Annotated in this window: 19 protein-coding genes and 1 pseudogene; 7 read left to right on the forward strand and 13 right to left on the reverse strand. The window is 63.6% G+C overall.

Annotation, left to right across the window (positions count from 1 at the left end; genetic code table 11):
- Nucleotides 1–44: 44 nt before the first annotated feature.
- The 7 genes from PSV33_RS05560 to PSV33_RS05590 all read right to left on the reverse strand — a co-directional run bounded on the left by PSV33_RS05560 (nt 45) and on the right by PSV33_RS05590 (nt 8,701).
- Nucleotides 45–1,841, reverse strand: coding sequence for an acyl-CoA dehydrogenase C-terminal domain-containing protein (locus PSV33_RS05560; protein WP_300559687.1), 1,797 nt, complete (start codon nt 1,839–1,841; stop codon nt 45–47).
- A gap of 25 nt (nt 1,842–1,866) precedes the next feature.
- The gene (locus PSV33_RS05565; RefSeq protein ID WP_300559688.1) at nt 1,867–2,631 is read right to left on the reverse strand and encodes a TetR/AcrR family transcriptional regulator; all 765 of its coding nucleotides are present in this window, start codon (nt 2,629–2,631) and stop codon (nt 1,867–1,869) included.
- A 108-nt stretch (nt 2,632–2,739) separates the two neighbouring features.
- Nucleotides 2,740–5,127 (reverse strand): PAS domain-containing protein, encoded by a 2,388-nt coding sequence (locus PSV33_RS05570; protein ID WP_300559690.1) that lies wholly within the window; start codon nt 5,125–5,127, stop codon nt 2,740–2,742.
- 80 nt (nt 5,128–5,207) lie between these two features.
- Nucleotides 5,208–6,056, reverse strand: a complete 849-nt coding sequence (locus tag PSV33_RS05575) for a fumarylacetoacetate hydrolase family protein (protein WP_300559692.1) — start codon at nt 6,054–6,056, stop codon at nt 5,208–5,210.
- 24 nt (nt 6,057–6,080) lie between these two features.
- Nucleotides 6,081–6,827 carry an SDR family NAD(P)-dependent oxidoreductase gene (locus PSV33_RS05580; RefSeq protein WP_300559693.1) on the reverse strand — a complete coding sequence of 249 codons (747 nt, stop codon included), beginning with the start codon at nt 6,825–6,827 and terminating at the stop codon, nt 6,081–6,083.
- On the reverse strand, nt 6,824–7,567 hold the full coding sequence (locus PSV33_RS05585) for an SDR family oxidoreductase (RefSeq protein WP_300559695.1): 744 nt from the start codon (nt 7,565–7,567) through the stop codon (nt 6,824–6,826). Before PSV33_RS05585 ends, PSV33_RS05580 begins: the two co-directional genes overlap by 4 nt.
- Nucleotides 7,568–7,585: 18 nt before the next feature.
- Nucleotides 7,586–8,701, reverse strand: coding sequence for a mandelate racemase/muconate lactonizing enzyme family protein (locus tag PSV33_RS05590; protein ID WP_300559697.1), 1,116 nt, complete (start codon nt 8,699–8,701; stop codon nt 7,586–7,588).
- A 143-nt stretch (nt 8,702–8,844) separates the two neighbouring features.
- On the opposite strand from PSV33_RS05590, the gene PSV33_RS05595 reads away from it, so the two are divergent.
- The 7 genes from PSV33_RS05595 to PSV33_RS05625 all read left to right on the forward strand — a co-directional run bounded on the left by PSV33_RS05595 (nt 8,845) and on the right by PSV33_RS05625 (nt 16,833).
- The gene (locus PSV33_RS05595; protein ID WP_300559700.1) at nt 8,845–9,564 is read left to right on the forward strand and encodes a FadR/GntR family transcriptional regulator; all 720 of its coding nucleotides are present in this window, start codon (nt 8,845–8,847) and stop codon (nt 9,562–9,564) included.
- A 53-nt stretch (nt 9,565–9,617) separates the two neighbouring features.
- The gene (locus PSV33_RS05600; protein ID WP_300559702.1) at nt 9,618–10,604 is read left to right on the forward strand and encodes a sialic acid TRAP transporter substrate-binding protein SiaP; all 987 of its coding nucleotides are present in this window, start codon (nt 9,618–9,620) and stop codon (nt 10,602–10,604) included.
- Nucleotides 10,605–10,692: 88 nt separating this feature from the next.
- Nucleotides 10,693–11,268 carry a TRAP transporter small permease gene (locus PSV33_RS05605; protein ID WP_300559704.1) on the forward strand — a complete coding sequence of 192 codons (576 nt, stop codon included), beginning with the start codon at nt 10,693–10,695 and terminating at the stop codon, nt 11,266–11,268.
- Between the two features lie 12 nt (nt 11,269–11,280).
- A complete protein-coding gene (locus tag PSV33_RS05610; RefSeq protein ID WP_300559706.1) occupies nt 11,281–12,675 on the forward strand; it encodes a TRAP transporter large permease in 1,395 nt (464 codons plus the stop codon).
- A 14-nt stretch (nt 12,676–12,689) separates the two neighbouring features.
- Nucleotides 12,690–14,216 carry a UxaA family hydrolase gene (locus tag PSV33_RS05615; RefSeq protein WP_300559708.1) on the forward strand — a complete coding sequence of 509 codons (1,527 nt, stop codon included), beginning with the start codon at nt 12,690–12,692 and terminating at the stop codon, nt 14,214–14,216.
- A 16-nt stretch (nt 14,217–14,232) separates the two neighbouring features.
- Nucleotides 14,233–15,297, forward strand: a complete 1,065-nt coding sequence (locus PSV33_RS05620) for a malate/lactate/ureidoglycolate dehydrogenase (RefSeq protein ID WP_300559710.1) — start codon at nt 14,233–14,235, stop codon at nt 15,295–15,297.
- Between the two features lie 105 nt (nt 15,298–15,402).
- Entirely contained in the window at nt 15,403–16,833 is a 1,431-nt protein-coding gene (locus PSV33_RS05625; protein WP_300559711.1) for a mannitol dehydrogenase family protein, read from the forward strand.
- 88 nt (nt 16,834–16,921) lie between these two features.
- Here PSV33_RS05625 and slmA read toward each other — a convergent pair whose 3' ends face one another.
- The 6 genes and pseudogenes from slmA to PSV33_RS05655 form a co-directional block, all read right to left on the reverse strand.
- A complete protein-coding gene (gene slmA / locus PSV33_RS05630) occupies nt 16,922–17,557 on the reverse strand; it encodes a nucleoid occlusion factor SlmA (protein WP_300559713.1) in 636 nt (211 codons plus the stop codon).
- Nucleotides 17,558–17,705: 148 nt separating this feature from the next.
- Nucleotides 17,706–19,121, reverse strand: coding sequence for a sensor histidine kinase (locus PSV33_RS05635; protein WP_300560029.1), 1,416 nt, complete (start codon nt 19,119–19,121; stop codon nt 17,706–17,708).
- An 87-nt stretch (nt 19,122–19,208) separates the two neighbouring features.
- Nucleotides 19,209–19,904 carry a response regulator transcription factor gene (locus PSV33_RS05640; RefSeq protein WP_300559714.1) on the reverse strand — a complete coding sequence of 232 codons (696 nt, stop codon included), beginning with the start codon at nt 19,902–19,904 and terminating at the stop codon, nt 19,209–19,211.
- A 106-nt stretch (nt 19,905–20,010) separates the two neighbouring features.
- Nucleotides 20,011–20,922, reverse strand: a complete 912-nt coding sequence (gene argB / locus PSV33_RS05645; protein WP_300559716.1) for an acetylglutamate kinase — start codon at nt 20,920–20,922, stop codon at nt 20,011–20,013.
- A 187-nt stretch (nt 20,923–21,109) separates the two neighbouring features.
- Nucleotides 21,110–22,123 (reverse strand): annotated as a pseudogene (locus PSV33_RS05650) (IS5 family transposase).
- Nucleotides 22,120–23,412, reverse strand: a complete 1,293-nt coding sequence (locus PSV33_RS05655) for an O-antigen ligase family protein (RefSeq protein WP_300559718.1) — start codon at nt 23,410–23,412, stop codon at nt 22,120–22,122. The pseudogene PSV33_RS05650 and the gene PSV33_RS05655 overlap by 4 nt, the downstream one beginning before the upstream one ends.
- Nucleotides 23,413–23,437: the final 25 nt, after the last annotated feature.

The raw sequence follows: 23,437 nt of genomic DNA on the forward strand, positions 1-23,437 counted from the left end.
GGGCTCCAGGGCTAAAATGCATATAAAAAACAGGCGCCAGCCGCTCAAGCCAGCGCGGCGTCCGTGTCCATCAGCGCGTTGCTGCCGCTGCGCGCGGTACGCATCAGCGTCGCGGTCTCGGGGAACAGTTTCGCGAAGTAAAAACGCGCCGTCTGCACCTTGGCCAGATAGAAGGGATCGGTGTTGCCGGCAGCGATTTCGCGCAGCGCGGTTTGTGCCATGCGCGCCCAGAAGTAGCCAAACACCAGGTGACCGGCCACGCGCAAATAGTCCACCGCGGCGGCGCCGACTTCATCCGGGTTCTGGAAACCCTTGAAACCCAGCTCGGTCGTGAACTTGGTCATCTGGTCGGCCAGGTAGGCCAACGGGTTGATGAACTCGGCCATCTTCTCGTTGACGCCTTCTTCGGCAATCAGCGCGCCAATGATCTTGCCGAATTTCTTCAGCGTGGCGCCATTGTTTCCGAGAACCTTGCGGCCCAGCAAGTCCAGCGACTGGATGGTGTTGGTGCCTTCGTAAATCATGTTGATGCGGTTGTCGCGCACAAACTGCTCCATGCCCCATTCCTTGATGAAGCCGTGGCCGCCAAAGACCTGCATGCAGGCGTTGGTGGAAATATGGCCGTTGTCGGTCAGGAAGGCTTTCACAATGGGCGTGAGCAGCGCGACGATTTCGCCGGAATCCTTGCGGACCTTTTCGTCGGGGTGGTGCAGCTCCTTGTCGAGCAGCATCGTGCAGTAGATCGCCAGCGCGCGGCCGCCTTCGGCATAGGCCTTGGCGGTCAGCAGCATCTTGCGCACATCGGGGTGCACGATGATGGGGTCGGCCGGCTTGTCTTTGGCCTTCACGCCCGACAGCGAACGCATCTGGATGCGGTCCTTGGCGTAGGCCAGCGCGTTCTGGTAAGCCACCTCGGTGAGGCCCAGCGACTGGTTGCCGACACCCAGGCGGGCGGCGTTCATCATCACGAACATGGCAGCCAGGCCCTTGTTGGGCGCGCCCACCATGGTGCCGACGGCGCCCTCCATCACGATCTGCGCGGTGGCGTTGCCATGGATGCCCATCTTGTGCTCCAGGCTGGCGCAATAGATGCCGTTGCGCGCACCAATGGCGCCGTCCTTGCCGACATTGAACTTGGGGACGGCAAACAGGCTGATGCCCTTGCTGCCCTGCGGTGCATCGGGCAGGCGCGCCAGCACCAGGTGCACGATGTTCTCCGTCATGTCGTGTTCGCCGGCACTGATGAAGATCTTGTTGCCGGTAAGTTTGTAGCTCCCGTCAGCTTGTGGCTCGGCTTTCGTGCGCAACATGCCCAGGTCGGTGCCGCAATGCGGCTCGGTCAGGCACATGGTGCCGGTCCACTCGCCGCTGGTGAGCTTGGGCAGGTAGATTTTTTTCTGTTCGTCGGTGCCGTGGGCATGCAGGGCCTCATAGGCGCCGTGCGACAGGCCGGGGTACATGGTCCAGGCCTGGTTGGCGGAATTCAGCATTTCGTAGAGGCACTGGTTCACGACAAAGGGCAGACCCTGGCCACCGTACTCGGGGTCGCAGGACAGCGCTGCCCAGCCACCTTCGACGTACTTGGCATAGGCTTCCTTGAAGCCCTTGGGCGGCGTCACCTCGTGCGTGGCCTGGTCCAGCTTGCAGCCTTCCGTGTCTCCGCTGATGTTCAGCGGGAAGGTCACTTCGGTTGCAAACTTGCCGGCCTCCTCGAGCACGGCATTGATGGTGTCCGCGTCCACATCGGCGTGTTTCGGCAGGGCCTTGAACTCGTCGGTGACCTTGAGCACTTCGTGCATGACGAACTGCATGTCGCGCAGTGGCGGGTTGTATTGAGGCATGGAAGGGTCCTTTGATGGGGAGGGATTAAAGGGGAGAAACGGAGGAAGCGGAGGAATCAGGTACCGGCCGGGCGCTGCCGCCGGTCAGGGATGCCGAGTCAATGAGCGGGGCCATCGCGCCGGCGGCGTCGCTGCCATAACGCGCCAGGATGCTCTGGAAGGCGCGCAGTGTCCGGTCGATGGAGCCGGGCGTCTTGAGAAAGCGGGCTTCGTAATGCAGGGCCAGGATCAGGCCGTGGATTTCGAAGGCAATCTGGCGCTCGTCGGCGTCTGCCCGCAGATGGCCAGCCTCCTTGGCCAGTACCACGGCACGGTACATGGCGGCCAGCCAGGTCTGCACCGAGGTGGCCAGCGCGTCGCGCACCGGACCGGGCCGGTCGTCAAATTCGACGGCGCCACTGATGAAGATGCAGCCCGACTGCAGCTCGACCGCCACACGTTTCATCCAGTTGCCGAACAGGGCCTGCACACGCGGCAGGCCTTTGGGCTCTTTCAGTGCGGGGTAAAAGACCTCTTCTTCGAACCGCGCGAAATACTCGCGGATGACCGAGATCTGCAATTCTTCGCGAGAGCCGAAGTGGGCAAACACGCCCGACTTGCTCATGTGCATGACTTCGGCGAGCGCGCCGATGCTCAGGCCCTCCAGGCCAATCTGCGTGGCCAGCCCGAGAGCGGCATCGACGATCGCAGCCTTGGTCTGCTGGCCTTTTTGCATGCCGGCGTGCGCAGCGCGACCACTTTCCCGGGGTCCCGGGCGGGCTGCCTTGACAGGAAGTTCGGTAACAGACATGGAAAGCCAGACAAAAAAGAACGACCGTTCTATTTTGCCGCAAAACCCGCCACGTTCAAGCCGACAGCCCGTAAATCCCGGTTTATAGGGTTGAGGCCCTAGGTCAAATCAGGGTAAACCCGTATCAATTTGAGGCGCAGCGAGCGGGAATTCTGCGATCCAGTCAGAAAGCTGTTGTGGGTCGAAGGGCTTGGTCAGGTGGCGATTGAAGCCTGCTGCCATGGCCTTCTGCCGGTCGTCGTCCTGGCCCCATCCAGTCGCCGCGATCAACAGCGGGCGGCCGCCCCAGGGCTGGGCGCGAACCATCTGCGCGACTTCGTAACCATTGAGGCCAGGCATGCCGATATCGAGCACCAGGACATCGGGCTGCAGCCGCGTCGCCAGGTCGGCCGCCTGCCGTCCGTCGTTGGCCGTGTGCACGAGGTAGCCATCCATGCGCAGCAGTTCGGCCAGCACCTGCACCGCGTCGCGGTTATCGTCGGCGAGCAGCACGGTCCGGGCCTCAGGTTGACGCAGTGCCGGCAAGGGCGCAACAGGGCTGGCGACGACCGTTTGCCGGTCGGCGCAATAAGGCAGCTTCACGACAAAGCGACTGCCGCGGCCCGCGCCGTCGCTGGAGGCCGACACCGTGCCGCCATGCAGTTCGACCAGCCCCTTGGCCAGCGCCAGCCCGATGCCCAGTCCGCCTTCCGAGCGGTCCAGCGCGGATTGTTCCTGGGCGAACATGGTGAAGATGTTTTCGATGGCCGCCGGACTCAGGCCCATCCCGCTGTCCGACACGGTGAAGCTCAGCCAGCGCCCCTCCACCTGCACGTCGAGCCTGATCCGCCCGCCCTCGTCGGTGTATTTCACGGCGTTGTTCAGCAGGTTGGACAGCACCTGCGCCAGTCTGAGCGGATCGGCCACCAGCTGCAAGCCGTCGCCGCCGATCGTGGCCACCAGCCCATGCCCCTTGGCCTGCGCCAGGGGACGCACCGTTTCCAGGACGGTCTCGACCAGATCGTCAACGGCCAGGGGCACTTTTTTGAGGATCACCCTGCGCTGGGTGATGCGGGCGACATCAATCAGATCGTCCAGCAGGCGTGCCATGTGGCCCACCTGGCGTCCGATCACCTCCACGGCATGTTCGCGCGCCTCCGGCCGGGAAGCCGGAGAGCCCAGCAGCTGCACGGCGGCCCGAATCGGCGCCAGCGGGTTGCGCAGTTCGTGCGCCAGCGTCGCCAGGAACTCGTCTTTCTGCCGGTCCGCATCGCGCAGCGCCTGGTGGTTCTTTTTTGCGTCCTCAATGTCAGTGGTGGTGCCGAACCAGCGCAACACGCGACCGGAGGCATCAAGCTGCGGTACCGCCCGGGTCAAAAACCAGCGGTACACCCCATCGTGGCGGCACAACCGGTACTCGACCTGCCATTCGATGCCCTGTTCACGCGCGGCCACAAAGGCTCGCCCCGGCGCGTCGCGATCCTCGGGGTGAAGCGCGCCCGTCCAGCCATGGTCGAGTGCGGCCTCGGCGCTCTGACCGGTATAGACCGACCATTGGGAATTGAAACGTTCCAGGCCACCGTCGACCCTGGCCACCCAGGCCATCGCGGGAATGCTGTTGGAAAAAACCAGCAGGGCCTCCTGCGCGCGCTGCAGCTCCGTCACTTCATGGCCATGCACAAAAACGCCTTCGACCTGCCCGGTCAGCCCCCGCAGCGGATGATAGACAAAATCAAGGTAAGCCTCCGTCTGGGGCGCACCGGGTACGCTGTTGAGCAGCACTCGTACCGAGCGGCCAACATAAGGTTCGCCAGTGGCAAACACCTGGTCGAGCAGGGCCACAAAACCCTGCTCAACCACTTCCGGCAGCGCCTCAGCCACCGGTTTGCCGATGACCTCGCGAAAGCCGGTCAGCTGCAGGTAGGCGTGGTTGGCGATCTCGAAGACATGGTCTGGTCCCCGCATCACCGCGACAAAGCCGGGCGCCTGACTGAACAACGTCTGCAGACGCTCCTGCTCTGCGCGCTGGTGCTGTTCGGCCAGCACCATGGCCGTGGTTTCGGTGCAGGCGCAATACAGGCCGGCAATCGCATCGGCCTCGTCCCGCACGGGCGAATAGGAAAAGGTGAACCAGGTGTCTTCATCGTAGCCATGGCGGCGCATGCGAAGCGGCAGGTTTTCGACAAAAAAAGCCTCTCCGCCCAGCGCACGTTGCACCAGGGGCTCAATGTCGGCCCGAATGTCGTGCCAGGCCTCGTAAAAAGGCCGGCCCAGCGCCTGCGGATGCTTGGCGCCCAGAATCTCGGCGTAGGCATCGTTATAGAGCAGGGACAGGGTCGGTCCCCAGGCCACAAACATCGGAAAGGCCGAGCCCAGCATGAGGTTGACTACCGAGCGCAAGGACTGCGGCCACATCCCAGGCGGGCCCAGCGGCGAGCCGGCCCAGTCCTGTTCGCGCATCAGCCGGGGAACGCCGGTATCTCCGGTCAGAAATGCAAGCGGGGAGTCGGCACTCATGGGTTTAAGTGTAGCCTCGGCTGGAGCAAGTCAGCCCCTGCGCGCGCAGGAAACCGGACCGTCCTGCGCTCAAGCCGGCGTCACAGCTTGAAAGGAAGCACCACCTGGCGCTGTTCGCCCAGGCCTTCAATGCCCAGGGTCATGACGTCGCCCTTTTTCAGGAACAAGGGCGGCTTCATGCCCATGCCCACGCCGGGCGGTGTGCCGGTGGTGATCACGTCGCCGGGCATCAGCGTCATGAACTGGCTGACATAACTGATGATTTTGGCCACGCTGAAGATCATGGTTTTCGTGCTGCCGGTCTGCGCCCGCTGGCCATTGAGGTCCAGCCACATCGCCAGCTTCTGCGGGTTCGGCACATCGTCGCGGGTGACCAGCCAGGGGCCGATCGGACCGAAGGTGTCGCAGCCCTTGCCCTTGTCCCAGGTGCCGCCGCGCTCGATCTGGTACTCGCGCTCGCTGACGTCGTTGATGGTGCAATAGCCGGCCACAAAATTGAGCGCGTCTTTCTGCGAGACGTAACGCGCGCGGGTGCCGATCACCACGCCAAGTTCGACCTCCCAGTCGGACTTGACCGAGCCCTTGGGCAGCATGACCGGGTCGTTGGCCCCCTGGATGCAGGTGGTGGCCTTCATGAAAACGATGGGCTCTTTAGGAATCGGCAGGCCCGACTCCGCCGCGTGGTCCGCGTAGTTGAGGCCGATGGCGATGAACTTGCCGACGCTGGCGACCGGGCTGCCCAGGCGCGGCTGGCCCTTGACCAGCGGCAGGTTCGCCGTCTTGAGCTTGCGCAGTTTGGCCAGTGCGGCATCACCGAGCTGCTCGGGGCCAATGTCCTTGACCACTGCGCTGAGGTCGCGCAGTTTGCCCTCGGCATCGATGAGACCTGGTTTTTCCTTGCCGGGTTGGCCGTAACGAACGAGTTTCATGGTTTTCCTTCTGGTTAAAACGAATCAGTATGTAGAACGGCCGCCGGACAGGTCAAACACGGCGCCGGTTGAAAACGAACATTCTTCGGTGCAGAGCCAGCCCACCATGGCGGCCACCTCCTCGGGTGTGCCGAAGCGGCCCATCGGAATTTTCGACAGCATGAAAGCGATGTGTTCGGGGCTCATCTGGTCGAAGATTGCCGTCTTGACCGCAGCCGGGGTGACGCAATTGACCCGTATGCCCGTGTCGGCGAGTTCCTTGCCCAGCGATTTTGTCAGCGCAATCACGGCCGCCTTGCTGGCGCTGTAGGCGCTGGCATTCGGGTTGCCGTCCTTGCCGGCCACCGACGCGATGTTGACGATGCGGCCGTAGTTGTTGGCGCGCAGGTGCGGCGCCCATTCGCGGCAGCACAGGAACAGGCCGTTGAGGTTGACGGCCATCACCTGCTCCCACGCATCAACCGGGTAGTCCCAGAGCTTGACGTTGGGGCCAGTCACGCCGGCGCTGTTGACCAGCGCATCAACCTTGGGGGCCAGCAGCAAAGTCGCCTGGACCGCCGCGCGCACCGAGGCATGCTGCGACACGTCCACCGCCACCGCCGAGGCCCGCGGGCCCAGCGCGGCCGCCGCCTGCCCAGCCGCCGCCTCGTCGCGGTCCCACAGCGTGACACTGCCGCCGGACTGGATCAGCCGCTGTGCAATCGCGTAGCCCAGACCGGTGGCGCCACCGGTGACCACGGCGTGCCGACCCTGGAAGTCGAGCTGGTTCATATGGTCATGCCACCATCGATGTTGTAGTGCTGGCCGGTAACAAACGCCGCTTCGTCGCTGGCCAGAAAGGTCACGACGGGTGCAATCTCGTGGGCCTGCGCGAGCCGGCCCATGGGCTGGCGCGCAATGAAATTGCGGCGCGCCTCGGCCGGATCTTCGTAAACATTGATCCGGTCCTGCAGCGAGGGTGTGTCGACGGTGCCGGGACAGATGCAGTTGCAGCGTACGCCCTGCATCACGTAGTCGGCCGCCACACTTTTGGTCAGGCCGATCACCGCCGCCTTGGACGCGCCGTACACAAAGCGGTTCGGCAGCCCCTTGATGCTGACCACGCTGGCCATGTTGATGATGCTGCCGCCCCCCTTGCCACCGTTGTTTGCAAGCATGCGCGGCAAGGCCGCCTGGATGGTCCAGAACTGCGAACGCACGTTGAGATTGAAGGCGAACTCCCACTCTTCGTCAGTGGCCTGCAGGGCGGTGCCCGCGTGCACAAAACCCGCGCAGTTGAACAGCACGTCGAGCGCGGGCATGTCAGCGATGACCTGGCGAATCGCCGCCTTGTCGAGCACGTCCAGCGGCAGGGCACGGATGTTGGGCATGCCCGCGTAACCGTCGAGCAGCTTCGCATTGACGTCGGTCGCCCAGACCTGGGCGCCTTCTGCCGCCATGGCCAGTGCACTGGCCTTGCCGATGCCCTGCCCGGCGGCGGTGATCAGCGCGGTTTTCCCTTGAAGTCGCATGTTTTTTCCTTGGTTGATTTATTGATTCAGGGTGGTGTCGGCAAGCTGCCGTTTTTTGATGACAGGCCAGTCCCACGTGATGCCCAGGCCCGGCGTGTCGGGCGGCCAGGCATAACCGCCCTCGACCCGGATGCGGCTGGTCGTGATGTCGTCAAGCTGCGGGATGTATTCAACCCAGGCGGCATTGGGAACCGCGGCGCACAGGCTCACATGCAGCTCCATCAGGAAATGCGGACAGACGGGCACGCCAAAACCTTCGGCCAGATGGGCCACCTTGATCCATGGCGTGATGCCGCCTATGCGGGCCACATCGGGCTGGACAATGCTGCAGGCGCCGCGCTCCAGGTATTCGCGGAACTGGCTCAGGTGGTACATCGACTCCCCCACGGCCACCGGAATGGCCGTCTGGGTGCGCAGCTGGCTGTGCCCCGACACATCTTCGGCCGCCATCGGCTCCTCCAGCCAGGCCAGGTCCAGGCCCGCAAAGGCAACCGCGCGACGCAGGGCTTCCGGGCGGTTGAAGCCCTGGTTCGCGTCGACCATGATGTCAAAACCCGGGCCGACGGCGTCCCGCACGGCGGACAGCCGCGCCACGTCCTCGCTGACGTGCGGCCTGCCGACCTTGATCTTTGCCCCCCGAAAACCCTGGGCCTGGGCCGCCAGCGTCTGCGCCACCAGTTCGTCGGCATCCAAATGCAGCCAGCCACCCTCGGTGGTGTACACCGGCACGCGTGTTTGCGCGCCACCGAGCAGCTGCCACAGCGGCAAGGCCTGGCGGCGGGCGCGCCAGTCCCACAAGGCGGTGTCCACACAGGCCAGCGCCAGGCTGGTGATGGCCCCCACGGCGGTGGCGTGGGTGTGAAAAAACAGGTCTTTCCAGATGGCCTCGACATGCAGCGGGTTGCGGCCCAGCAGACGCGGCGCAAGGTGGTCGTGCAGCAGGGCCATGACCGACGAACCGCCGGTGCCTATGGTGTAGGCATAACCGGTGCCCTCCACGCCGTCGCTGCAGCGCAAGGTCAGCAGCAGGGTCTCCTGTGTCACAAAGGACTGGATGGCATCGGTGCGCACGACCTTGGGCGGCAGGTTGACCTGACGCAGGCGGATGGACTCAATCGTGACAGACGCTGTCATGGGCGGACGCGGGGGAAAAACATTACAGGAACCATTACAGGGTTTAGCCGGATGGCAGCAAAGGCTGGAATCATGGGATTATCAATTGGCCTTACCACTTGTCCACTTCTGGCTAACCCTTAATACCTCTCCTTGCTGAAAAAATGCCGCTGCAAGCCGTCGAACCGCAACGCCTTTACCGCCAGATCGCCGAGCAGCTGCGCTCGCTGATCAGCAAGGGGGAATTTGCGGCCGGCACGCGCCTGCCGGCAGAACGCGACCTGGCCAAACAGCTCGGTGTGAGCCGGCCGTCGGTGCGGGAAGCTTTGATTGCCATGGAAGTCGAGGGCTGGGTCGAGGTGCGCACCGGCTCCGGCGTGTATGTGCTGGACCGGTCCATGCGTGCCAGCCGGTCCGCGGGGCCGCAGGTCACGCTGACCGAATGGGGACCGCTGGAACTGATACGCGCGCGCCGCGTGGTGGAGGGTGAGATCGCCTCCATGGCCGCTCTGCAGGCCAGACGCAAGGACATTGACGCCATGCGCGCCGCCATCGACATGATGGTCACCGACGCCAACCGCGGCGTGTTGCCGCTGGACGGCGACCGGGCCTTCCACAGCGCGATTGTCGAAGCTTGCGGCAACGTGGTGCTGATCGAAACCGTGCAGAGTTTCTGGGACTCCCGCCGCGGCCCGCTGTTCACGCGCCTGACCGGCTATTTCGAGACGATGAAGTCTTGGCAATCGGCGATTGCCGAGCATGAAGCGATTTTTGCGGCCATCTGCGCACATGACGGCCCCGCCGCCCGCACGGCCATGCATGCCCACATGGACAAGTCCCATTCCCGATTCAGCGCGAGCTGGCGCCGCGCGAAGACAAGCTGAAGAAAGCGCCCGGCAACTCCCCTTTTCTTTCAACCTTTAACCGAGGAGACAACATGACAAAACGATTCGCTCTGAAAAAAATAGCATGCTGCGCAATCATCGCGGGCACCCTGGGCACATTTGGCATTGCCCACGCGCAAACCAAACTGAAGTGGGCACACGTCTATGAAACGTCCGAGCCTTACCACAAGTGGTCGGTCTGGGCGGCCGACGAGTTCAAGAAACGCACCAACGGCAAATACGAAATCCAGGTCTTCCCGGCTTCCAGCCTGGGCAAGGAAAGCGACATCAACCAGGGCCTGCAGCTGGGCACGGTGGACATCATCCTGACCGGCGCCTCCTTTGCCTCCAACTCCTATCCGCGCCTGGCCGTGAGTTATTACCCGTTCACCTTCCGCGACGCCGACCATGTGGTCAAGTACGGCAAGAGCGATATCTTCAAGGAGCTGACCGAAGGCTACAAAAAGGCCACCGGCAACACGGTGACGGCCCTGACCTATTACGGTGCGCGCCATGCCACCAGCAACAAGCTGTTCACCAACTGCGACCAGATGAAGGGCTTGAAGATGCGCGTGCCGGACTCCCCGGCCTACACCGCCCTGCCACGCGCCTGCGGCGCCAACCCGACGCCGATTGCCTTTGCCGAGGTTTACCTGGCGCTGCAGAACGGCACCGTGGACGCGCAGGAAAATCCGCTGCCCACCATCGAGGCCAAAAAATTCTTCGAGGTTCAGAAGAACATCATCCTGACCGGCCACATCGCCGACGCGCTGCTCACGGTGATTGCGCCCAGCCTGTGGGGCAAGCTGTCCCCGGCCGAGCAGAAAATCCTCACCGACGTGACGCAGGAAGCCGCCGTCAACGCCACCAACGACATCCGCAAGCGTGAAGGCGAACTGGTGGAAGAGTTCAAGAAGAAGGGCAACAACGTGGTGACGGTGGACCGCGCCGACTTCCAGCAACGCGTGCTCAAGGCGATCACCTTCGAATCCATGAAGCTCGACAAGAAGGACTGGGACCGCATCATCGCGATCAAGTAAGCCACGACAACGACCGGGCTGCCCGACTGCGGCAGCCCGCCTCTTCTCTTGCCAGCTCACCAGCCGACCAGCCCAGGATCATCAGACCATGAAGATAGAAACCATTGACGACATGGCCCCCGTGATGGGGGCGGACGGACAGTTCCACGCGCAGGACGACGCAGTGGATCTCTCCGACACCAAACTGGAAGCCTGGGTGGCGCTGGGCTTCTTCTGGATCCTGGGCGCCACGGTGTTCTACCAGTTTTTTACCCGCTATGTGCTCAACGACTCGGCGGCCTGGACCGAGGAGATCGCGCGTTACCTGCTGATCGCTGTGGTCTTCACCGGAGCCACCATTGGTGTGGTCAAGAACAACCACATCCAGGTGGACTTTTTCTACAAGTTCATGCCCGGGCCCATGGCGCGCGCCATGGCCACCATGGTTGATGTGCTGCGCGTGGGCTTCTTCGCCGCCGCCGCCGTGCTGACGGTGATGATGATGCTCAAGCTGGGCAGCAATTCGCGCATGACCATGGTCGACCTGCCCATGAACTGGGTCTACGGCGTCTGCCTGCTGGGTTTCGCCGCCATGGCCTTCCGCTCCGTCCAGGTTGCGCTGTTTCACCACCGGCGCGGCTACTCCGTCCTGGAACGCCCCGAGTCCTCGATGGACGACAAATAACACCCACACACCATGCTCAAAATCATTTTCCTGCTGCTCATGAGTGGCGGCATTCCGGTAGCCATGGCGATGGCGGGTTCCGCCCTGCTGTATATCTGGTGGACGGGCAACCTGCCGGCCTTCGTGGTGATTCACCGCATGGTCAGCGGCATCGACAGCTTTCCGCTGCTGGCGGTTCCGTTTTTCATTCTCGCCGGCAATTTGATGAACAATGCTGGCATCACCAACCGCATCTATAACTATGCGCTGGCGCTGGTCGGCTGGCTCAAGGGCGGCCTGGGCCACGTGAATGTGGTGGGTTCGGTGGTCTTCGCCGGCATGAGCGGCACCGCGATTGCCGATGCCGCCGGCCTGGGCACCATCGAGATCAAGGCCATGACCGACCACGGCTACAGCAAGGAGTTCGCCGTCGGCGTGACGGCCGCCTCGGCCACGCTCGGGCCCATCATTCCGCCCAGCCTGCCTTTCGTGATCTACGGGATGATGGCCAACGTCAGTGTCGGTGCGCTGTTTCTGGCGGGCATCCTGCCGGGCATCCTGATCGCGGGCCTGATGATGCTGACCGTGGCCTGGTTCGCGCACAAAAACGGGTGGGGCGCAGACATCAAGTTTGAGTGGCCCCGCGTGATCAAGGCCCTGACGGAGACCGTGGTGGTGATCGGCTGGCCGCTGGCCCTCTGGCTGCTGATCACCCAGGCGGGCTTTCCGCCGCAGATCACCGTGTTCGCGGGTTTGATCGTGCTGTTTGCCGCCGACAAGTTTTTCAAATTCCAGGCGGTGCTGCCCATCATGACGCCGGTGCTGCTGATAGGCGGCATGACCACCGGCATTTTCACGCCCACCGAAGGCGCCATTGCCGCCTGCCTCTGGGCCATGGTGTTGGGGCTGGCCTGGTACCGCACCCTGAACTGGAAAATGTTCGTCAAGGTCTGCCTGGACACGGTGGAAACCACCGCCACCGTGCTGTTCATCGTGGCGGCGGCCAGCATCTTCGGCTGGATGCTCACTGCCACCGGTGTCACCGCGGCGATCTCCGAATGGGTGCTCGGGTTCACCAAGGAACCCTGGGTGTTCCTGCTGCTGGCCAACCTGCTGATGCTGTTTGTCGGCTGCTTTCTCGAACCCACGGCCGCCATCACCATCCTGGTGCCGATCCTCGTGCCGATCTGCCAGCAACTGGGCATTGATCTGGTCCACTTCGGCCTGGTGATGGTGCTCAACCTGATGATAGGCCTGCTGCATCCGCCCATGGGCATGGTGCTGTTTGTGCTGGCACGGGTGGCCAAACTCTCGGTCGAGCGCACCACCATCGCCATCCTGCCCTGGCTGGTGCCCCTGCTCGGATCGCTGGCCATCATTACCTACTTTCCGAAACTGGTGCTCTGGCTGCCGAAAATGTTCTATTGATCGCAGGTATTTTCATGACCCCCTTTATCCGACTCCATCCCGCCGATGATGTGCTGATTGCCCGCGCCCAGCTGGTGGGCGGCACCCAGGTCGAAAACATCACCGTCAAGGGCCTGATCCCGCCCGGCCACAAGGTTGCCACCCGCGCCATCGCGACCGGCGAGGCGGTGCGGCGCTACAACCAGATCATCGGTTTTGCCAGCAAGGCGATTCCGCCCGGTGAGCATGTGCACACACACAACCTCGACATGGGCCCCGACAAGGGCGACTTTGCGCGCGACTATGCCTTTGGTGCCGACGTCAAACCCGCCGCCCCGCTGCGCGAAGCCACCTTCATGGGCATCAAGCGGGCCGACGGCCGCGTGGCGACGCGCAACTACATCGGCATTCTGTCCAGCGTCAACTGCTCGGCGACTGCGGCGCGTGCCATTGCCGATCATTTTTCGCGGCAAACCAACCCGGCCGCGCTGAAGGACTTTCCCAACGTGGACGGTGTGGTGGCGCTGACACACGGCACCGGCTGCGGCATGGCCACCGAGGGCATGGGTATGCAGATCCTCGAGCGCACGCTGGCCGGTTATGCCACCCATGCCAACTTTGCCGGCGTGCTGGTGGTAGGCCTGGGCTGCGAGGCGAACCAGATCAACGCCTGGCTGGCGCACAGTGCGCTGCGCGAGGGCGACAACTTCCGCGTTTTCAACATCCAGGACACCGGCGGCACGCGCAAGACGGTGGACAAAGGCATCGCGCTGATCAACGAGATGCTGCCGCGCGCCAATGCGGTGAAACGCGAGCCCTGCAGCGCGGCCCACATCACCATCGGCCTGCAGTGCGGCGGCTCGGACGGTTATTCCGGCATCAGCGCCAACCCTGCGCTGGGCGCGGCGGTGGACCTGCTGGTGGCGCATGGTGGCACCGCCATCCTCAGCGAAACGCCCGAAATCTACGGTGCCGAGCACCTGCTGACACGCCGCGCCGTGCGGCCCGACATCGCCGAAAAACTGATCGCCCGCATCAAGTGGTGGGAGCACTACACCGAAATCAACGAGGGCGAGATGAACAACAACCCTTCACCGGGCAACAAGGCCGGCGGCCTGACCACGATTCTTGAAAAATCGCTGGGCGCCGTCGCCAAGGGCGGCACCAGCAACCTCGAGGCGGTGTACGAATATGCCGAGCCGGTGGACACGCACGGCTTTGTCTACATGGACACGCCAGGCTACGACCCGGTCAGTGCCACCGGCCAGGTGGCTGGCGGCGCCAACATCATCTGCTTCACCACCGGGCGCGGCTCGGCCTACGGTTGCGCGCCCTCGCCTTCGCTCAAGCTCGCCACCAACTCGGCGCTGTGGCAACGCCAGGAAGAGGACATGGACATCAACTGCGGCGAGATCATCGACGGCGGTGTGTCTGTGCAGGAGATGGGCCAGCGGATTTTCGAGATGGTGCTGGCCACCGCCTCGGGTGCGCAGAGCAAAAGCGAGCAACACGGCTACGGGCAAAACGAATTTGTGCCCTGGCAAGTCGGCGCCGTGATGTGATCCTGATTCTTCTTATATGCAAAAAACACTTCCAGCCCAAGCACTGCAAGCGCAGGTAGCTACTGTTTTAATAGCAGCCGGAAGCGCTGCCGATGAGGCCGCTGCCGTCGCGGCCAACCTGGTGCTGGCCAACCTGAGCGGCCATGACTCGCATGGCGTGGGCATGTTGCCGCGTTATGTGGACGCGGTGCTCGAGGGCGGCCTTAAGCCCAACACCGGCGTGAAAGTGGTGCTCGATGCCGGTTCGCTGCTCACGCTGGACGGCCAGCGCGGCTACGGCCAGGTCGTCGGCCAGCAAGCCATGGCGCTGGGCATGGCGCGCGCCAAGACCCATGGCAGCTGCATCATGACGCTGGCGAACGCGCACCACCTGGGGCGCATCGGGCACTTCGCCGAAATGGCGGTGGCCCAGGGGCTGGTGTCGCTGCATTTTGTCAATGTGTTGTCGCGCCCCGTGGTCGCACCTTTTGGCGGCGCCGACGGGCGTTATGGCACCAACCCTTGCTGCATCGGCATTCCGCTGAAGGGGCACGAACCCTTCATTCTCGACTTCGCCACCAGCCGCGTGGCGCAGGGCAAGATGCGCGTCGCCCACAACGAAGGCCGGCGCGTGGCGCCGGGCACGCTGATCGACGAACACGGCCGGCCCACCACCGACCCCGGCGTCGTCGTGGTGCCGCAGGGCAATGGCCTGTTCGGCGCGCTGCTGGCCTTTGGCGAACACAAGGGTTACGGCATGGCTGTGGCCTGCGAACTGCTGGGCGGCGCGCTGACCGGCAGCGGCACCTGGCACAAGCCGACCGACCCGGCCGTGCGCGCGGTGATCAACGGCATGCTGACCATCCTGATTGACCCGGCGAAGCTGGGCACCCAGGCCAGTTTTGAGCAGGAAGCCCTGGCTTTTGTCGACTGGCTGCAGGCCGGGCCGGTGGCGCCGGGATTTGACGCGGTGCAGATCGCCGGTGACCCGGAGCGGGCTTACCGCGCGCAGCGACAGGACCAGGGCATCGCGGTTGATGCCCAGACCTGGCAGGAGATCGTGGCCGCGGGGCGCAAGGTCGGGGTGTCGCTGCCCGACTGACGCCTTCCGCCTTCCGCCATCGGCTATCGGCTATCGACCACAGAGATACTATGAAATTGATAGCTGTCTGCGCTTGCCTGGTAAGGGCTGAGGGCGAAAATGACCATGAATTTCGCTGAAGCGGCGACCCCGCTGGGCAGCGCCTGCCTGCCCGCCCTCGCCGCGCGCGGCATCCCGGTTCCGGCCTACCCACGCCAGGGCGTGCCCGGCGTTGTGCACCTCGGGCTGGGCGCCTTCCACCGCGCCCACCAGGCGCTGGTTTTTGACACCTTGCTGCGGCGCGGCGACACGCGCTGGGGCGTGCTCGGCGTGGCCATGCGCAGCACGCAGCTGGCCGATGCCTTGGCCATGCAGGACGGCCTGTACGCGGTGCAGGTGGCCAGCCGCGCCGGCAGCCAATGGCAGGTCGGCGGCGCGATCTGGCAGACCGCCGTCGCCGCGCGTGAGCCGGCGCAGGTGGTCCAGGCCATCGCCGCGCCGTCCACCCGCTGGCTGACGCTGACGGTCACCGAGAAGGGCTACGGTCCCGAGCTGGGCCGGCTGATCGCGCAGGGCCTGGCCGCGCGTCATGCCGCCGGCCTGCCGGGCCTGACCATTGCGTCCTGCGACAACCTGGCGCACAACGGCCGCCAGCTACAGGCCCTGTGTGTGAACGCCGCGCGGCCACGGAGCCCAGCGCTGGCGGACTGGGTTGAGCGTGCCTGCGCCTTTCCCAACAGCATGGTGGACCGCATCGTCCCCGCCGCCACGCCAGAGCGGCTGGCGGCCGCCGCGCAGGCACTCGGCGTGGCGGACCAGGCAGCGCTGGGCACCGAGGCCTTCTGGGAATGGGTGATCGAACGGCGTTTTGCCGATCCGGGCGACGCCGAGGTGCTGGCCGCCGCTGGCGTGACCGTGGTGGACGACGTGGCCCCGTTCGAGGACGCCAAGCTGCGCCTGCTCAACGGCAGCCACACCGCCATGGCCTGCCTGGGCGCGGTGGCGGGCTGGCCGGTGATCGGCGAATGCATCGCGCAGCCGGCCGTGCGCAGCTTCATCCACGGCCTGATGACCCACGAGGTCGGGCCGCAGCTCAGCCGCCCGGACTGGGCCAGCTACCGGGACGCCCTTCTCGCACGGTTTGGAAACCCTGCGCTGCAACACAGCGTGCACCAGATCGCCACCGATTCCTCGCAGAAAATTCCCCAGCGCTGGCCGCCGTCCGTGCTGGGTGCGCTGCGCGCCGGCCTACCGGTGGACCGTCTGGCGTTTGCGGCCGCGGCCTGGATGCGTTATGTGCGCGGCAGCGACGAGCAGGGAAACGCTTATGCGATGAACGACCCGATGGCCGGCGAACTGCAGGCGCTGGCGCTTGCCCATGCCGGTGATGCCGCAGCCAGCGTGCAGGCGCTGGGCACATTGCCGGTGATCTGGGGCGAGGTCCTGCCGCACAACGCGCGCTGGCTGGCGCTGGTGGCCCGGCAATTGGACCGCATCGACCAGCTCGGGGTTCTGGCAGCGCTGGCGCAGTTGCAGGCCGACCTGGACGACGCCTGAGGCGCTGGCGAGTACCCCGTATTTTTGAACAAAATTGGCCCTCAGCCCTTGCGGGGCGGGCGCAAGCCGCTCTTTTTTTGGGAGTAAGTTAACCCAGCACCACGGCCAGGCTGGCGTCAAGGTGTTCGGTCGGCAAGCGCTTGAAGCCCGAGCGTGCGAAACGTTGCAGGCGGCCCATCATGAAGGCCACAATGACCGAGGCCTGCACCTGCGCCTGGACGGTGGGTGTGGCGGCGCCGTCGGCTCCGGCCGCATCGCGCAGGTTCTGCTTGAGGCTGGACTCGAGCTTGTCGAAAAACTGGTTCATGCGCTCCTGCAGGCGCTCGTTCTCAAACACCAGGGCGTCGCCGGCCATGACGCGGGTCATGCCCGGGTTTTTCTCGGCAAACTGCAGCAGCATGATGACCAGCCGGCGGGTACGTTGCGCCGGGTCGGTCTCGCGCTCGGCGATCTGGTTGACCAGCGTGAACACGGTCTGCTCGATGAACTCGATCAGGCCCTCAAACATCTGTGCCTTGCTGGCGAAGTGACGATACAGCGCCGCCTCGCTGACCTCCAGCCGGGCTGCCAGGGCCGAGGTGGTGATGCGCTCCGCGCCGGGCTGCTCCAGCATGGTCGCCAGCGCCTGCAGGATCTGCACGCGGCGCTCGCCCGGCTTGGGGCGCTTGCGCGGCGCAGCCGGCGTGGAGAGCTCGGGACTCACATCAGACTCAAACTCGGACATAGGGCATGGCGTGCGTTGTTGTAAGAGATGTTTCAAAAAATCGGCGGGCGCTTTGGATTCTCGCACAGGCCGAGGGGGCTTTCGGACGACGCCAGTCAGGGGCAAACCCGCGTACCCAGCCCTGCAGCAGCGTGTTTTTTTGGCAGGGTCAGACCGGCGAACGCATCACCAGCCGCACCCGCAGGCCGCAGGCGGCGCCGTTCCGGCTGACGGCGGCCTCCAGCGTCAGCTGCGCCCCGTGCGCCCGTGCAATCTCGTCAGCAATGGCCAAGCCCAGGCCGTTGCCCTCCCCGCCGGTGCCGGGCACCCGGTAAAAACGCTCCAGCACCCGGGCGCGCTCCGCAGCAGGAATGCCCGGCCCATCGTCTTCCACCTCGAGAAAAACCTGTTCCTCGCCCGCAGCGCCCTGCGCCTCCAGCGGGCCGCAGCGTATCGTGACCGTACCGCCTGGCGCCGTGTATTTCACAGCGTTGTCCACCAGATTGCCGAGCAGCTCGCGCAGCAGCCATTCGTGGCCGGAGACCTGGGCAAAACGCACCTCCAGCCCCAGGTCAATGCCTTTGGCCGAGGCTGCATCCAGGTGCAGGGCCAGCACCGACTCGCACAGGTCTTTGAGGTCCACCCGATGCACCGGCTGACCCGCCATCTGGGAGGCATCTGCCCGCGACAGGGCCAGCAACTGGTTGGCCAGCTGCGAGGTGCGCCGGGTGGCGCTGCGCAGTGCCATGATCCTGTCGGCCGACAGGGTCAGCTGCCTGCCTGCCGCGGGCGCCAGGGCCGCCTGCGCCCAGGCTTCCACCTGGGCTTGCAGCCCCGCCAGCGGGGTGCGCAGCTGGTGCGCGGCATCGGCCACAAAGCGGCGCTGGCCCTCGGCCTGGTCGTTGACCAGCGCAAACAGGCGGTTCAGTGAGGCGACCAGCGGCCGCACTTCGCCTGGCGTGCTCTGCGGGTCGATCGCGCTGAGGTCGCGCGGGGACCGCCGCTCGACCGCTTCCTTGAGCGCCAGCAGCGGCCGCAGGGCCCGCGTGACGGCCCAGTTGACGGCCAGGGCCGCGGCCAGCACCAGAATCAGGTTGGGCAACAGCACCTTGACGACGACCGAGCGCACCCACTGCTGGCGCGCATCCGAGCCATCGGCCAACTGCAGGATGAGTTCGCCCGCCGCGGTTTTGACGCGTTGCACCACCACCCGGTAGGTGACGCCGTTTTCCTCCATGCTGTGAAACTCGGGCTCGCGGGTAGTGGGCACCACCATGCTGATCCAGGCGTCACCCCCCAGGAAACGGCCGTCGGCATCCGACACCCGGTAACCGGCAAAGCCGGCACGCGCCTTGAGGAATTCCTCGACCGGTGGCGCCAGCAGCATCACGGGAATGTCGTCGGCCGAGCGGCCGGGCGCGAGTACCGAGTCGGCCAGCAGGGGCGCCAGGCGCCGCAGTTGCTGGTCTTGTTGCAGGGCGGCATTGCCCGCCGCTTCGTAGTCGAAGTAGATGCTGATCAGGGCAAACAGGGCCAGGGGCGCCAGCAGCAGCAGCAGCAGGCGGCGTTGCAGACCGGATTTCATGGCTGCTGGCACGCTCAAGGCGGCGGCTTTTTCCGCGACAGCCGCCGTGGCCGGGTCAGCGCCGGTGTTCTCGGACATTGAGGCAGTTTATCCGGCCGGCGCGTCCAGCGACTCGCCGCCCACTAGCTCCAGCCGGTAACCGAAGCCGCGAATGGACCGTAGTGCGATGCCGTGCGGCTCCAGCTTGCCCCGCAGGCGTGAAACGTAAACCTCGATCGCATTGGGGGTGATTTCCTTGTCCCAACCGGTCAGCGCCGCCAGCAGTTTTTCCTTGCTGGCCGGTTTGGGCGCGTGGATCAGCAAATACTCCATCACCGTCCATTCGCGCGGCCCCAGGTCAATCAGCTGCCCGTTGGCGCGCGCCTGGCGGTTCGCCGAGTCGAGCTCCAGCGGACCGAAACTCAAGATGGCGCTGGTGGCTGCCTGCGAGCGGCGCAGCAACGCGCGCAGACGCGCCAACAGCTCGGGCAGTTCAAAGGGCTTGACCATGTAGTCGTCCGCCCCCAGGTCCAGGCCCTGCACCCGGTCTTCCAGCGCGTCGCGCGCCGTGAGGATCAGCACCGGCATGGCCAGCCCCCGCACGCGCAGCCGGCGCGTGAGCTCCAGGCCGTCAATTTTGGGCAGGCCGATGTCGATGATGGCAGCGTCAAAACTCTCGCCCTGCAGCACCTCTTCGGCACGCTCGGCGCTGCCGACCCAGTCGACCGCGTAACCGGCGTCCGAAAGCCCCAGCTTGATGCCGCTGGCCAGCATGACGTCGTCTTCAACCAGGAGAAGTCTCATAGATCACGAGCATAGGGGCCGCGGCAGACCACATTCATGGGGGATTACACCAGCAGCGGCACATCCGACAGCCCGGCGTCAGCAAGGGCAGCCCCCGGGCAAGCCGTCAATGCGACCGGATCATCGTGCCGTACGCCTGGTCGGTCAGGATCTCCAGCAGCATGGCGTGCGGCACGCGGCCGTCGATGATGTGCACCGAGTTCACCCCACTTTTGGCCGCATCCAGCGCGCCCTCGATCTTGGGCAGCATGCCGCCCGAGATGGTGCCGTCGGCAAACAGCTCGTCGATTTCACGGGCACTGAGGTCGGTCAGCAGTTCGCCGGCCTTGTTCAGCACGCCGGGCGTGTTCGTCAGCAGCACCAGCTTTTCGGCCTTCAGCACAATAGCCAGCTTGCCTGCCACGACATCGGCATTGATGTTGTAGCTCTCGTTGTGCTCGCCAAAGCCAATCGGGCTGATCACGGGGATGAAGGCGTCGTCCTGCAGCGCCTTGACGACGCTGGGGTCGATGCTGAGGATGTCACCGACAAAGCCGATGTCGTGCTCTTTGGCCGGGTCGTCCTTGTCGACCATTTTGAGTTTCTGCGCCCGGATCAGCCCACCGTCGCGCCCGGTCAGGCCCACCGCCTTGCCGCCGGCCTGGTTGATCAGGCCCACGATGTCCTGCTGCACCTGGCCCGCCAGCACCCACTCGACCACCTCCATGGTTTCTTCGTCGGTCACGCGCATGCCCTGCACAAATTCGCCTTTCTTGCCCAGGCGGTTAAGCGCGGTCTCGATCTGCGGCCCGCCGCCATGCACCACCACCGGGTTCATGCCGACCAGTTTGAGCAGCACCACATCCTCGGCAAAGTCCGCCTGCAAGGCCGGGTCCGTCATGGCATTGCCGCCGTACTTGATGACCAGCGTCTTGCCGTGGAACTTGCGGATATAGGGCAGCGCCTGCGCCAGGATCTCGGCCTTGTCGCGCGGGCCTACGTGGGAGAGGTCGGGGTCGGGAGAAGAGGTGGTCGTCATTGCGGCTGGCCTTGTGTGAGGAAATAATGGTGGATTGTGCCGGAGACCGATGCATCAGGCCTTGATGTCGGATCCGCACCGCCTTTCGGCCACCTGACAGCTAAGAAAAGTCTGATCAAGTCATAAATTTGCGCTTGAGATTTCTGCAAGTCTCATTCATTCGCGAAAGTGGCTTTTTGCTGAGGATTTAATGCCGCGGGGCGCACTTTCTTGCGTCCCACGCTACGTTCGGACGCATTGCTCCCTGAATCGCCATCAATTGCCGTCGCACCATCCACAGGTCGACAGCGCGAAGAGGATGATGACGTGTGCGGTGTTCTTCTGCAGTCCCTTGAAGCGCACCTTCACCAGCCCGAACTGTCTTTTGGTCAGCCGAAACGGATGCTCGACTTTGGCGCGGACGCTGGCGTTGCCGTGCTCCTGCTTCTGCACTTTGGCCTTGGCTCTGCATTGCGGCATCCTGGCAATGCCGGTGGGCCTAGCCGCGGTGTGCCATTGCAGATCATCATGATTGACCCGCCCCGGCGCACTCCGGTAGCACGAGTCGGCATACACGTATTCTTCCTTGCCGTGTAGCAGGTCGGCTACGTGATTCAAATCCGCGTCGTTGGCCGATGTGGTCGTGACTGTATGCACCAGGCCGCTTTCAGCGTCCACGCCAATGTGGGCCTTCATGCCGAAGTACCACTGCTCACCTTTCTTGGTCTGGTGCATCCAGGGGTCACGCTCGCCGTCGGCATTCTTGGTGGAGTTGGGCGGCGCGATGATCGTGGCGTCCACGATGCTTCCTCCCCTGAGGAGCGCGCCTTTGCGGGCCAAGTTCGTGTTCACCGGTTTCAGAATGTCCTCAGCCAGCTCGTACTCTTCCAGCAGATGCCGGAAGTTCAGGACGGTGGTCTCGTCGGGATCGCCTCTGCCAGGCTCAATCGCGCAAACGTGCGTAGCGACGCGATTTCATGCAGCGCCTCTTCCATCGCCGGGTCGCGGTACACGAACCAGTTCTGCATCAGATGCACCCGCAGGATCGACTCCAGTGGGGGTAGGGCCTGCGACCGCGCCCGGCCACCGGGTAGAACGGCTCAATCAGCTTGAGCAACCGCTTCCACGGAATCACCAGATCCATTTCATCCAGGAAGATCTCCCGGCGGGTCTTCTTCCTCTTGCCAGCATATTCGGCATCCGTCAAACTGATCTGATTTATCGCTTCGACTCCTTTGCGCATATCAACGGTTCACAGGCAGGATCGGTGGACTTATTCAGACTTTCCCTAAAGCCGAAGGCCAGCAACACTCCTATAGCTAAGCAAAAAAAATCACCAATATACGCGTCATATAGAGAAGAATTGAAAAGGCAGGATGCGGCAAACGCCGCCAGCACTGACAAACCAGCCCGGGCAATGGGGCGCTTCATCTTGAGAAAATCCAGTGCAGTCATAATAAAAAATGCGAAAAAAAGAAAGATTCCACCTACGCCCAACTGAACGCCCCATAACAAAAATTCTTGGTGAGGATTGCGTACGGTATCAACCCCCCGCCCTGCTGAGGAACTGTTGACGAACTCTATGCGCTGATACTCTGTGGCCCAACTGCCCACGCCTGATCCGAGCCAAGGCTTTATCCCTATCGCTTGGAGAGAAGTTCTCCAGAGTCGCAGCCGTACGCCCGAAGAAGTGGCCGCTTCTGGGTGAGTGGCGTAAGTATTAACCTCTGCGGCAACACCTGAAAATCGCTGCGAAACTTTATCAAAGCTAAAGAAAGCCACTACACATATTAGAGGGGGGACTATGACCGCTGCAAGACGATAGCGCCCGGGCAGCGCCCAGAAAATTGCCAGTGAAACCACTATCACGCCGACGATATGACCAGTGCGGCCCACGAAAAGAATATAAACAGCTCCCAACGCCAACAAAGACAACGCGATCGCAGCACAAAAAAGGAACCGATTAGGCGCTAAGCTTTTCAAATGCCAAAAAACTGCGGCAACCACCGCACTAATGATTCCTTGATCCAGATAACTCGAAAATACTGAATAAGAGGCTTTGGCCATGTTCGAGGTAGCCCATGGCACCTGAACACCTGCAAAGAGCAGCCAAGAGCCTGCAAGTAAAAAAATCTGTGCCCCCAAAAATGTTGTCAGAATCCAACTCGCATCCCGGCGGGTGCGCACGAGCACCAGCAAGGCTGGAATCACCAGAAACTTACCGTATTTTCCCATCGCACCTAGAGCCTCGGCCATGGTTGCAGTGGTCCACAAAAGGCTGACGGCAAATACGAACAAAATTAACGCCACCAGCCTCGGCGTCCAGAGAGAACGCAACGGATCAACATATTCCTCGTATCCCTCTGCTCGACTGCCACGCCGCAGTAAAAACACGAGTGCGGTAACCAGCAGAGAGATTTTTGCTAGGCTAATAATGACAAGGGACAGGCCTGAGGAACCTGCGGAAGTGCATATAGTAATCAATCTCACGCTGACGCGGTCTGTAGTCATTTTCAGCTTGAAAGTTGAATTGAAG

The sequence above is a fragment of the Polaromonas sp. genome (assembly GCF_029945895.1).
Lineage (GTDB): Bacteria > Pseudomonadota > Gammaproteobacteria > Burkholderiales > Burkholderiaceae_C > Polaromonas.

Excerpts from the sequence above, each read along its gene's own strand:
- PSV33_RS05570 (WP_300559690.1), bottom strand. The coding sequence starts at position 5,127 with ATGAGTGCCGACTCCCCGCTTGCATTTCTGACCGGAGATACCGGCGTT.
- PSV33_RS05585 (WP_300559695.1), bottom strand. The coding sequence starts at position 7,567 with ATGCGACTTCAAGGGAAAACCGCGCTGATCACCGCCGCCGGGCAGGGC.
- PSV33_RS05605 (WP_300559704.1), top strand. The coding sequence starts at position 10,693 with ATGAAGATAGAAACCATTGACGACATGGCCCCCGTGATGGGGGCGGAC.
- PSV33_RS05620 (WP_300559710.1), top strand. The coding sequence starts at position 14,233 with ATGCAAAAAACACTTCCAGCCCAAGCACTGCAAGCGCAGGTAGCTACT.
- PSV33_RS05560 (WP_300559687.1), bottom strand. The coding sequence starts at position 1,841 with ATGCCTCAATACAACCCGCCACTGCGCGACATGCAGTTCGTCATGCAC.
- PSV33_RS05590 (WP_300559697.1), bottom strand. The coding sequence starts at position 8,701 with ATGACAGCGTCTGTCACGATTGAGTCCATCCGCCTGCGTCAGGTCAAC.
- PSV33_RS05640 (WP_300559714.1), bottom strand. The coding sequence starts at position 19,904 with ATGAGACTTCTCCTGGTTGAAGACGACGTCATGCTGGCCAGCGGCATC.
- PSV33_RS05575 (WP_300559692.1), bottom strand. The coding sequence starts at position 6,056 with ATGAAACTCGTTCGTTACGGCCAACCCGGCAAGGAAAAACCAGGTCTC.
- PSV33_RS05635 (WP_300560029.1), bottom strand. The coding sequence starts at position 19,121 with ATGAAATCCGGTCTGCAACGCCGCCTGCTGCTGCTGCTGCTGGCGCCC.
- argB (WP_300559716.1), bottom strand. The coding sequence starts at position 20,922 with ATGACGACCACCTCTTCTCCCGACCCCGACCTCTCCCACGTAGGCCCG.
- PSV33_RS05655 (WP_300559718.1), bottom strand. The coding sequence starts at position 23,412 with ATGACTACAGACCGCGTCAGCGTGAGATTGATTACTATATGCACTTCC.
- PSV33_RS05600 (WP_300559702.1), top strand. The coding sequence starts at position 9,618 with ATGACAAAACGATTCGCTCTGAAAAAAATAGCATGCTGCGCAATCATC.
- PSV33_RS05595 (WP_300559700.1), top strand. The coding sequence starts at position 8,845 with ATGCCGCTGCAAGCCGTCGAACCGCAACGCCTTTACCGCCAGATCGCC.
- slmA (WP_300559713.1), bottom strand. The coding sequence starts at position 17,557 with ATGTCCGAGTTTGAGTCTGATGTGAGTCCCGAGCTCTCCACGCCGGCT.
- PSV33_RS05580 (WP_300559693.1), bottom strand. The coding sequence starts at position 6,827 with ATGAACCAGCTCGACTTCCAGGGTCGGCACGCCGTGGTCACCGGTGGC.
- PSV33_RS05625 (WP_300559711.1), top strand. The coding sequence starts at position 15,403 with ATGAATTTCGCTGAAGCGGCGACCCCGCTGGGCAGCGCCTGCCTGCCC.
- PSV33_RS05615 (WP_300559708.1), top strand. The coding sequence starts at position 12,690 with ATGACCCCCTTTATCCGACTCCATCCCGCCGATGATGTGCTGATTGCC.
- PSV33_RS05610 (WP_300559706.1), top strand. The coding sequence starts at position 11,281 with ATGCTCAAAATCATTTTCCTGCTGCTCATGAGTGGCGGCATTCCGGTA.
- PSV33_RS05565 (WP_300559688.1), bottom strand. The coding sequence starts at position 2,631 with ATGTCTGTTACCGAACTTCCTGTCAAGGCAGCCCGCCCGGGACCCCGG.